Raw genomic sequence first — 11,356 nt, 5'->3', positions numbered from 1 at the left:
GCGCCGCACAATGCGTCTACCTCGACAGCGCAAAGAGGCTGTGGACAATCTCCCCGATCGCCTGTGGATCATCGCGCCCGATACGCGGTCAGTTTGGCCGAGCTGAGCCCGGTCAGTTTAGGCGAGCCTTGACAGGCGTCGGCGTAGCATCCGGCGCCGGCGTTGCGCTGACGCGCGCGGTTGGACGACTCACCGCGGCGGTGGTGCCACCCGGGGTCCTGGTGCCACCACTTGGCGTCAGCGATGCTTTCGGCGTTGCCGAACTCTGCGGTGTGCGCTCCGGCCCGGGCGTCAGGGTAGTGGAGGTCGCCTCGGCCGCGGGCGTCTCACCTAGCGTAGCCGCTCCGGCTGCACCCGGTGTCGGCGTCTGGCCGCCCTTAACCGCCGCCCGTGGCTCGGGCCGCGGGCGTGGGGAAGGCACACCAGGTACTGGCTGAGCGGCTGTGGGGGGCCGCAGGTCACCACTTAACCGCGGCTGCACCGCTTGGGCCTTGTCTCCCGCCCGCAGCCGCGTGCCGGGCACAACCACCGTCGGGGGCGACGCGGCCTGCTGCGAAGGGCCGACAACCAACTCCAGCACCAGCACACTGTCAGGCATCTTGTCGAGGCTGAACTCATGCAATCCTACACGATCCATATTGATCAGATCACTCGGCCTCCATAGCGGCGTGTTCGGCACACCGGTATGCATGTAGAAGGCTACGCCTAACTCGGCGCGCAGTTCGCTATCGTCAAAAAAGAGCGCCCCGATGTTGTCGACCTCGCGCAGGTACAGGGAAAGCGCCTTTGGTCTCTTGTCCACTTGGAACGCGGTAAACGACCGCGCGAGTTGAACCACAGCGCTGATTCCCGGGGTCAGATTGTCACCGTCAAAATACAAGTTGAGTGCTGTGAACGGAGGGAAGTCTGCCATCGGACACTGCCATAGCAGTGTGAAGATATAACGGCCCGGCCGGAGTTCCAGATCGATTTCGCCGTTCTCGTTGTTAGCCAGCGGTGCTGTCCTGATATGCGCCGGGCTAGCATCGGTGATGCCGAGCGGGTGGCCGCCTGAGCCGCTTGCCGTATGCCAGAATGGCCCCGTAGTTCCCCTGAGCCTCACGCCGTAAATCAACGCCCCAGTCAGCTCCAGCCCTTGCACCGGAGCTACCACCACGAGCACCACTACCACAGCAACGACAAGAAGTAAGGCGCGAGGCGTAAGGCGCGAGGCGTAAGGCGCGAGGCCTAAGCCACGGATCAAAGATAAGGGGCGACGGGTCAGACGGACCACCGCCCGGGGCCGGCACGCCCGCAAGAAGCTTCTGCTAATCACTTTCACACCCTTCCGTCACTCCAACCCCCTAACTAACAGCCCGTTGAAAAGGGCTGTCCGCTCGCCCTTCGGGAAGCTTAGGGGTGAGCGCTTGGCGATCTCCACTTGCCCTCGTTATCCAGCGGGGCACCGCGCAGTCAGGGCGGCGGCGCCTGGCTGAAGCCGAGTGGCCGCGCGGGCCCATTCGACGTGTGCCTGAACGGCCCGACACGCAGGTTCAAGCCCCTACGCCGGTCAGCTCCAGCGCGTGCGCGCCTCGCGGCGTCACGAGGCTGATCGTGATCAGCCCGAACGCCGCGCACGCCTTCAACGTTCGTCGCCATCCCATGCTGCTCCTGGTGTGCGTCCCTCACGCCTGCACTCTGGCGTACGTGCGCACAAAGCTCAGCACGCCCAGCCAGTAGATGGCTAGAAACAGCACGATCACCGATGAAAACCCGTACGTCATGGCGATGATGATGCTACTGACCGATCCCACTACCGTCAGGCAGCCGTTGATGGCCCACGCCCACGCGACAAAGTCACGATTGAGCGCCGACGTGAGCCGGATGCCGTAAGGAAAAAACATCCCCAAGAGCCCACCAAGCGGCGCGCATAACACGAATGTGAGCACCACCTTCACCGCCAGCCCCGCGGCGAGTGAGGCCTCGAATATTGGCGGCAGCGCCAGGAGGTAGAAGGCCACCAGCGCCGTCAGCACACCGGCCAGCGCCGGCAGCGTGCGCGCCGGATTACCCGGCAGCCGGCCGCTGAGATGCGCCCCGATGCCGGCGGCAGTCAGAAACGAGAACAGCATGACCGTCAGCGAGTAAGTCGGGTAGCCAAGAAACAGAATGAACTTCTGCACGAAGCAAATCTCGGCGAAAATGAACCCGGCGCCGAGGGCGGCAAAGTAGACCAAGAAGCCCCAATGGCCGGGCATCCTGGCGGCGCCGGTGCCCGCACGGATCATCGGCAGCGCGATCGCCACGATCGAGAACAAGATCGCCAGAGCCAAAATCAAAACCAGCACCAGTTGCCCGGTTGCGAGGGTGTGGCCCTTGTCGATCTCGTCGCGGTGCTCAAACAAATTGCGCCACTTGTAGTAGCTGAAGAAGAACGGCCGATCATCAGTGGGCGGGCGCAGGTCTAGAAACGTGTCCGTGAAGAAGCGTTCGCGGTTCACCGCGGATTCTTCAAGCAGGGTACGAAACACGGCCTGTTGGCGCGCCGGGCGGTTGGGGAGATACCAGGCCTGAAACTCGTTCTCGTCGATGAACTGTTCCATAGTCGTGATTTCGGCGTCCGAAAACGGCTGCAGCTTGGTCAACACCTCGATCTTCGAAACCCCGTCGCGCGTGGCCACCACCATCACGTGCTCGTGGGGCCGCGCGACGCCGCGCTCGCGCAAGGCGTCATACGAGAGCGCGGCGAACCGGAGCGCGTGCCGCGGGTAGCTGGCCCGCGGGTGAAAGTCGAGTGTGCCAATGCTGTGTAACCCGTCGTCGCGCAGGACGCGAAAATAATCGCGGTACGCATCCACCGTGTAGAGGTAATTCTCGGCGAGAACGTACGCACCGCTCGACAGGGCTGCTAGGGTATCAACCCCCGTTATCTGAATCATGTCAAAGCGCTGATCCGTCGAGCGCACGAAGTGGCGGCCCTCACTGGCGTGAATTTTCACGTTCGGCTGATCGTAAATCCCGCCGGTGAAGTCGCGGTACTGCCGCGTGATCAGGTCGACAGTCAACGGATCCAGCTCCGCACCGGTGATCTTCGCCGCGCCGTTCAGCAGCCCGTTGATGACATCAGCCCCGCCGCCGACGCCGATGATCAGCACCTCCGGATTCGTGCGCACGACGTATGGCGCCGTGAGTACGTGATGCCGAAACATCTCCAGGCCTCGCTTCCCGCCAGTGACCTGGTACATGATCGCAGCAGCCCCGCCGTCGTGGACGATCATGCGATACGGTGGCGCCTCCCCCTTGTACCGCGGACTGGTGCCTTGCCTGCGGTACCCACCGAAGTCGGCTTCGGCCTCGCGACCGCCCATTAAGTCCGTGCGGAAGATCGAGCTCCACTTCGTGTAGTGGGTCACGCCGGTCTGCAGCCAGTTGGAGATGTTCTTGTCTTTACTCGGCGTGAAGGGCAATCGGCCCGGGAGCGGGCCGATCAGTACCAGTACCACCACGCTGATTCCAAGATTCCAGTTGCGAACCGCGGACGACTCGCCACTGCTGGCAATCAGGCCTGCCAGCGCAAACAGCAATGCCACCAGCATGACGACCCGCGGCGTTTCCAGCCAGTCGATGGCCCATACCACCAGCGCGCAGCCGAGGCCGGCGCCAATGAGGTCCCAGAAGTAGAGGCGATTGACCTCGGGGCCCGCCGCCCGCAACGCGATCGTAATCGAGAGACCCGCGAAGAAGAACGGAACCGACACGGTCAAGAAGTACAGCACGAACTTCGCCAACTCGCTGCCTTTCGACAACGCCTCGAAAGGATGCAGCGGGACCGTGCCGATCACCACCAACATCACCACCGTTGTGACCGCACAGAGAGCCGAGTAGGCCCCGATGGTGCGCCCGATTGGCTCGCTGCCAAGCGATGGAAACGCCGCCAGCATAGAGCCGCTCGCCCCGAAGCCCAGCAGCGCGAGGCTCACCGAGATGTAGGCGAAGTGGTACCAGATCGTGAACGAGAAGATCCGGCTTAGGGCAATCTGTACCATCAATACCGCGACCGACAGCAGGAAGACCGTTGGGAAGATGCGGCGCGGCAACCGCTCGGCGGCTTTGGGTGTACCTGTCTGATTCATTTTCATACCCTCCTTACCCGTTTCACTCTAGCCCAGTTTCATGGTGCCAACCCGCGACAGACGGATGAGATCTGCGAGACCCACCTCGCTGCTGATCCGGGTTGACCCACTCGCTCTCGGGGTCTCGTGGAAGTGCTCGAAGCGGTACGCCGCACACGATTACGTCAATCCCAGCCCCGAGCAGTTTCGTTACGAACAAGGTGGCACCACCGGCGTAAAGGCCGACCTCACTGCAGTCGATTGTTTCAAGATCCGATCGGCCCAAGCACCGACACAGCTCACTCCCCAGCAGGTACGGAATCACAGTCGTTTCGGCACCGTCGACGGAGCTCATCGTGGAGTCACCTACCGGCGCGATACGCACAGCCCCACCGGGAACCTGTTCTTAATGACTTAACGACGTCAACGAAAGCACGCAGTCGCCGCCCGAGGTTGCGTTCTCTCGGCATCTTGGGCGGAGTCACAAGGCGGGGCACAGCGAAACCGCCGAAGAAGCGCCCCGCAACCCACCAAACCACGACCACCTGGAACGCAACCTTGATAACGGTTGCGGTTACGCCACCCCCGAGATGGGGTCGGCGGATCGACTTCCACATCACAAACCGAGCAGTGTCGCCACGTGCCAAGGCCAAGGGGGTAGCCAGCCGCTCAACCACGCCAAAGCGCAACATATGCCCGTCAGGAAATCGACATGGATGTACGCGTCTTCTACAGAGGTTGGACCATGGTTGCAAGATTGACAAATGGGGTCGGAGGGGTCGGGCGGACCATCGGTCCGCCCCTCAAGGGGATGCCAACAGACGACGCGAACACCAGCACCGCCTCACGCCACATCCTTGATGGCCGGGCACCGAAGGGCCGCTCGGGCCTCGGAATGGGCTGACTATCACTCCGCCAGGGTCGCTTCTTCTTGCTGTGCTCGAGGTGTTCGCCCGTGGCGCCACCCGTCCATCCTCCGCCCCCCACCGCCTCACCTCACCCCCTACTCCTCACCCTTCAGGCCTCACCGACACGGCGCCAGTACGCGCGCGCGTCTGATCCGCTTGTCGTGTGCCAAACAGGTCCGACTTCGCCATCAAGGCTGGTCCGGTAGATGAGCTGACCCGGTCAGCTCCAGCACCTGGCTGGACGAGGTAACGCACCCCACCAACACAGCAACCACCAAAACCCTGCAGAGCGTGTCCACGTAGCCACCCCTTGTTCGGCGAGGATTCACAGTCATAATGCTCACCATAGCCTGCCCTGCCGGTTGACCGCCTCCGTACCGCTGTATTAGACGGGGGCAGCGTGGCCATTGACTGGTCTCCCTGACGTCCGATGCCTCACCAGACTTCCCCGACCCGTATTCCGTGGATTGATACTCTCAAGGCATGCGCCATTATCGCAGTTGTATGGATTCACGCTTTCCTTAGCTTCTCGCCGTCTCAGGCGGTTCCACTGGGGCTCTTCGGCAACCTCACGATCTCGGCTGTCCCGTCCTTCTTGTTTGCGTCTGGTTTCGTGAGCTACAGACCGCATCCAATACCGTGTGCGGATCTAGGCTCCCGACTTTGGCGACTCTTTACGCCGTATACTGGTTGCCAGCATGCTGGCCTTAGCATTTCGAGCGGCTGTAGAACGAGCCCCCCCAAGTACAACTACTGCTGAGTGTGCCCGGGGCGCCGCTCAAGCACTGCTGTGCGGGTCTGCCTTCGGCATCTACTACTTTGTCCCCATCCTATGTGGAGCACTCGTACTCGGCTGGGTGCTGTCCCGGTGTGGCAGGGCTGCGCTGTTAGTGGCGCTCGGCTTCTTCCTGCTGTCTGGCTACCTCGCCCTCTCGGGCCACGACCCTTTTGCCGATCTCCTAACGCCGCCAGCGGGTCGGCCCTTCTACTGGAGGTTCCGCAGCCCACTGCGCTGGTGGGGGTACTTCCTCTCGGGATGGACACTTGCCGCGTACTGGCCCCGAGCTGCCCCAGGGCTGCCTGCGCCGGCGCCGCGACAGTTCTGGTGCAACCGCAATGTCGGCTGGGCGCTATTAGGCGTGTCTGCACTGACTGCCTGGGCACTGGCGCTAGTCTCGCCCTCGCGCCCCTGTGCCTGGCGTGGTGCGTCGCTCAGTATTATCACCTACAGTGTAATCGCAGGCTTCGTCCTCATTCGTCCCACCGGCAGGGCTCCGTCGTGGGCGGTCACCCTGAGCCAGCTGACGTACCCGATCTACCTATACCACTTCTTCTTTGTAGAAGCGCTGGGTTTAATCTTCCAACTAGTCCCTTTCGCGATGCCTTGGGGTCTGGCAAGCCTCCTGAAGTTCGTAGCGGCCCTAGCTGGCTCGCTAGGGCTCGCCCAACTAGCACGTGCCTTCCTAGGCATACGACTTACTCGCATCCTCCTTGGGTAGGTTGGTCGGACGGACGCTGTTAACAGGCCTCCCGAGCGCACGCCCCGCGCCGATCTCAAGGCCGTAATGCGTGCCATGCGCCCTGCTGTCAAGGCTCCCGCTGTGCTCGCCGCTCCACGCTAGCGAGGGCAAGGACCCCCACGGCATAGGCTCCAACCGCGGCCAAAGTGACCTCGCGAAAGCTCCAGGTCATACCCATCATCACAGCCACGATGGTCCCCACCACCGTTGCACAGCCGTTCACGCCCCATGCCCACGGGATGAGCGGCGACGCTCGAAGCTCGAGGACGCGTATTCCGAGAGGGAAAAACGCCCCCAATATCAATCCGAGCGGCGCCAGCAGAACGATGGACAAGAGAACCCGCCCCGCCAGCGGCACCCCGAGAAACAGGTTAAACAAACTAGTCAGCCCTAAGTGGAAGGCGCCGGCAACAACCAGCAGCCACAACAATCGCCACAAGAGGACGCGCCCGAAGCCGTCGTGAATCTTGTCCGTTAGATAACTCCCGAGGCCCGTAAACACCAAGAGGGAGAGCAGGACTACGGTCAACGCATACGTTGGATATCCTAGGAATAGCACAAAACGCTGGATGAAACTGATTTCGAGCAAGATAAACCCAATACCCAACGCGGCAAAGTACGCTAGATAGCCAGCGCGTTGTGCCAGTAGGCCTGTTCCGCCAGTGCGCACAAAGAGCAGAGGTAGCAGGATTAGGCCGGCGCCGAATACGACGGACTGAATCAGCATCACCACCATAACAATTTGCCCAGTCGCCAGCGTTCGGTCGTAGCTAACATCGGCGCGGCCTGAGCGCTGCAAGAGAGCCGACCACTTGTAGAAGTTGAAGAAGAATGGAGATTCATCGGTCGTGGGCTGCAGATTGAGGTAGTACTCGCGATAGAACTGCGACAAGCGCGGTTGGTCCCAGGTTAGGATCTCGGCGGTCCGGGTCGGCAGAACCTGGTCTGGTCGATGCCAGAAGACAAAGCCCTCCTGATTGACAAAGGCTTCGACGGCGGCGACCTCGGCTTGGGTAAAGGGCTCGTTCTTCACTAGTGTGTGAGTGAGGGGCAAGTTATTTCCGGTGCCAACGACGAGCACATGTCGCGCCGGTTCTTGCACCTTGCGCATCTCGAGCGCCCGTCTTACGACGGAGGCCAACCGCAAGGTATGTCGCGGGGGCTCGCGCTCGTCGTTCAAATCGCCAACCGCCATTGCGAAGATGCCGCCCGGGTTAAGGTGCGAAAGATAGTCACTCACGGCGTCGGCCGTGTAGAGGTAGCTTTCGGACAAGACGTAGGCGCCGGTCGAGAGAGCGGAAAGCGTATCGACGCTGTTGATCTCAATGAGATCATAGTGCGCATTGCGTGTCCGCAGAAAGCTGCGTCCCTCGCTCGCAACCGCATCAACCTTCGGATGATTCAGAATGTTCCCGTTAAACTCTCGAAAGAGAGTTTTCCCGGCATAAACGGTGGCGGGGTTGATCTCGACACCGACAATCGAGCGCGCGCCGTTCAACAAGCCGTTCAGAACGTCGGCTCCGCCTCCTAGGCCAATCGCGACTACGCTCGGTTCCGACAGCAGTAGATACGGCACGCGCAGAACGTGGTGACGCAGGAACTCTATGGTCTCCGGTTTGCCGTCCCAGTTGTACATGACCGCACACGAGTCGCCGTCGTTGCCCACCATGAAGTAGCCGGGGCCCTGACCCTTGTAATTCGGGCTGATCCCCCAATTGACGTAACTGCCAGTGCGGGGCGGAGGATCGAAGGTCACGACATCGACGCGGTTGATCGGCGTCCAGCGACTAAACCCAAGCTGGGCACCCGCCGCAGCCAGAAATCGCGACACGAACTTCGTTGGGGCTGGGGTAAAGGTGGCTTGGGCGCACAGCAACACCCCTGCTAGCCCGAGGACCGCGGCAATGACGCCCTGACGCAAGCGAACCTGGGGTGCCGCATACGCCCATGCGGCAACACCGAACGCTACGGTCGCCATCCCGGTGGTGATGGGCGTACCGATCCACCATATGGACGGCACAATCAAGCCGCAGGCGATACCAGCTGCCAGCAAGTCAGCGAAGTACAATCGGCTCACGAGCTCGGGGCGGGCCTGCAGAGGGCCAGCGACACAGAGGCCGCCGGCAAAGAAGGGCAACGTGACCACTACGTAGTAGAGCAGCAGCCTACCAAGCGCGCTCTTGTCGGCGACCACCTTGAGTGGATCAAGCGGCACTGCACTGACGACTGCCAGCGCAAGTACCACGCCCACCTGCCCACCCACTGCAGCCCACGTTAGGAAATCGCGGCGCGTATTCGCGCCTCGAAACACCGTCAGAAATGACCCACTCGCGCCGAATCCGAGCAGGGCTACGCTGATGGTGAGATACGCGAAATGATACCAAATGGTATAGGAGAAGATGCGCGTCAGGCCGATCTCGAGAATGAGTACTGCTGCCGCCGAAAACGCGATCCCCGTATACAGCTGCCTGGGAGTATGCATATTTGTCACCTTGCGCGACCTGTTCTAAAATGTTGCCTCACCCTGAGATGAGATCAGCGTACAATCCAGCGTGTCCTAGGAGGTGCTGGAAAGTCTGCATAATCAGCCGCTAGCGCGCGCCGATAGTCCCGCGTAGCCCGGCCTGAGCCGAACCGCGATACGCGACATTCGAAACAGCCGGCAACCGTGGCACCTCGGTACCGGTGCCAGTTTGCCGAAGCCCGTTGCCGGTAGTTTCATCCATGTTTGTGACCATACAAGTGACTCTCCCTTAGCGCAAACTTGGCGGCACGAATTTCCCTTGTTGGCCTGACGTTCCCTTACTCGGGTCGGGCCGCACGCCCACTTCCCACTCTTCGCTTCTCACCTCTAACCCCTCACCTCTCACCCATCACCAACTCACCATTCACGACCACAGTGTTCCATCCGCGACCGTGGCGAGAAGATCGGCGACCGGTAGCAGAGCGATGCCGTCTGAGGTGCGGGCGCGCCGGCCTTCGGGGTGCACCGGCACCCGCCGGCTACCACCGCCACCGCCGGCTCGCCTGTGAGCTTCTGAAGCAGCTCCGCACGGCGCACCGCCCGCGCTACATCGTCCACCCCGATACCGCGTCCACCCCGATACCGCCCGAGACCTCGACCGCCAGGTACGCCACGGCGCCGTCGCGGCGCGACACCCCGCGCACGACGACATCGGCGGCCAGCAGCTCTTCGCTTTCCTTTTCGGCGATCAGGCCCCGCTCTTCCGCATCGTCCAGGAGCGCGGCGATCTCTTCGCTCGACAGCGCGTGGATGCGCCGCAGCAGCGGCGCGAAATACGCGGGCGCGCGTTCGCGGTAGCGGCGCTCCAAGTCCGATCCCTTCAGGCGGCCCACCTGGTTGGTCAGCAGGTGCATCTGCTTGACCAGATGTTCGACCGTGCGCGCCAACTGCGCGCCCGTCCACGTTTCACGACTTACTCGCCGCAGATCGCCAGCAAATCCACCGAGCCGGCGGCGTCGTTGCCGATGCAGAAGTCGGCGGCGGTGACCTCAGCCGACCCTCGGCTGTCGCGGGCGATGTTCTTGCGCACCAGGCGCGCCAGCTTGGGATAGGCCCACTCGATCAATTGGCGCGGCAGCAGGTTGCGCACGCCCAAGGGATCGAGCCTGAGAATGCGATTGGCTTGCACGCCACGCGCGCGCTCGAAAGCCATTACCCGCTCGTTGCCGCAGACGCCGCGCAATTCGACTCGGGCGAAAACCTCCCGCAGCAGCGCCGCCAACTCGCCGGCCTCGTACTCGTGGACGTGGTACGGGTTCTCGACGAGGGAATTGACCCGGTTCGGCGTGGTGACGATCAGCCGGCCGCCCGGGCGCAAGACCGCCTGCACCTGGCGCAGGAACGGCCGCGGATCGACCAAGTGCTCGATCACCTGGAAGTTGATGACCAGCTCGAAGCGCTCACCCAAATCCGCCAGCCGTGTCAGTTCGCACACGCGATACGTCAGGTTGGACGTCTGGTAGCGCCGCGCCGCCACCGCTACCGTGTCGGCCGAGCGATCGACGCCCACGACCCGTGCGGCGGTCTCGGCCAACAGGTGACTGCCGTAGCCGTCGCCGCAACCGGCATCGAGCACGAGCTTGCCACGCGCCAGCTCTTGCGCGTAGCGGTAGGCCACCAAGTGCCGGGCGAAGTCCACCGCAAACAGCGGATCACCCGCCACCAGTCGCTCGCCAGTGAAAATGCCTGCTGATTGGGACATGGGGATTAGGGGATAGGCGTGAGGGGTGGGTGAGGGGTTAGGGGTTAAGCGGCGTCGGTATGCAGTCAAGCGCCGGCTGTTTGCAGGGCAAGAATCCGCTTGGCGACAGCCTTCGGAAAGTCCACGAAGACAAAGTGACTCCTGTGGTAGAGGTAGTCTTCGCCGCTCTCGTCAACGATGCGAACCAAATCATCCCGCGCGGCCTTGGCGTCGGGCAGAATCCGGTACACTTTGCCGAGGATGAGGGACGCCTCGTATTCGGCGTTGTCGACGCAAAGAGCGAACGGTTTCGCAGGCTGCTTCATGGCTTCTCCGACAGGTAGTGCTTGATCTTCATATCCCGTCGCCCGATACCGTGCGCTTCATACCAATGGATTTCAACCCGGTGCAGCGCCCCGTTCGGCAAGCGAACCGTCGCAATCCCCTTCAACTTCCGCCACCGCGCGGCGCCGTATGCCCTGCGCAGCCCGTCGAACACGCACGCCCGGTCCCGCGGCAATGACCTCAACAGGCTCGATCCGACCGACGATCTCGAACTTCATATACTGCGGCAGCCGGACGCCATAATCGCGGTGGCTCCTGCCTTGGCTCAGCCCCTAACCCCTTACGCC

6 protein-coding genes are annotated in these 11,356 nt (G+C 62.3%); all 6 read right to left on the bottom strand.

What is annotated here, in order from left to right; genetic code table 11:
- Window positions 1–112 precede the first annotated feature (112 nt).
- The 6 genes from HY699_03015 to HY699_02990 all read right to left on the bottom strand — a co-directional run bounded on the left by HY699_03015 (window position 113) and on the right by HY699_02990 (window position 11,050).
- On the bottom strand, window positions 113–1,162 hold the full coding sequence (locus HY699_03015) for a hypothetical protein (GenBank protein MBI4514770.1): 1,050 nt from the start codon (window positions 1,160–1,162) through the stop codon (window positions 113–115).
- A gap of 502 nt (window positions 1,163–1,664) precedes the next feature.
- On the bottom strand, window positions 1,665–4,112 hold the full coding sequence (locus HY699_03010; GenBank protein ID MBI4514769.1) for a hypothetical protein: 2,448 nt from the start codon (window positions 4,110–4,112) through the stop codon (window positions 1,665–1,667).
- Window positions 4,113–6,586: 2,474 nt separating this feature from the next.
- Window positions 6,587–9,001 (bottom strand): hypothetical protein, encoded by a 2,415-nt coding sequence (locus tag HY699_03005; protein MBI4514768.1) that lies wholly within the window; start codon window positions 8,999–9,001, stop codon window positions 6,587–6,589.
- 587 nt (window positions 9,002–9,588) lie between these two features.
- Window positions 9,589–9,930: a hypothetical protein gene (locus tag HY699_03000; protein MBI4514767.1), complete on the bottom strand. Its 342-nt coding sequence runs from the start codon at window positions 9,928–9,930 to the stop codon at window positions 9,589–9,591.
- Window positions 9,931–9,956: 26 nt separating this feature from the next.
- The gene (locus HY699_02995; GenBank protein ID MBI4514766.1) at window positions 9,957–10,745 is read right to left on the bottom strand and encodes a class I SAM-dependent methyltransferase; all 789 of its coding nucleotides are present in this window, start codon (window positions 10,743–10,745) and stop codon (window positions 9,957–9,959) included.
- Between the two features lie 65 nt (window positions 10,746–10,810).
- A complete protein-coding gene (locus HY699_02990; protein MBI4514765.1) occupies window positions 10,811–11,050 on the bottom strand; it encodes a hypothetical protein in 240 nt (79 codons plus the stop codon).
- Between the last annotated feature and the right edge of the window lie 306 nt (window positions 11,051–11,356).

The sequence above is a fragment of the Deltaproteobacteria bacterium genome, assembly GCA_016210005.1.
GTDB lineage: Bacteria > Desulfobacterota > Binatia > HRBIN30 > JACQVA1 > JACQVA1.
The sequence above is the reverse complement of the archived record's forward strand: the minus strand, read 5'-3'. Positions and strand labels throughout refer to the sequence as shown.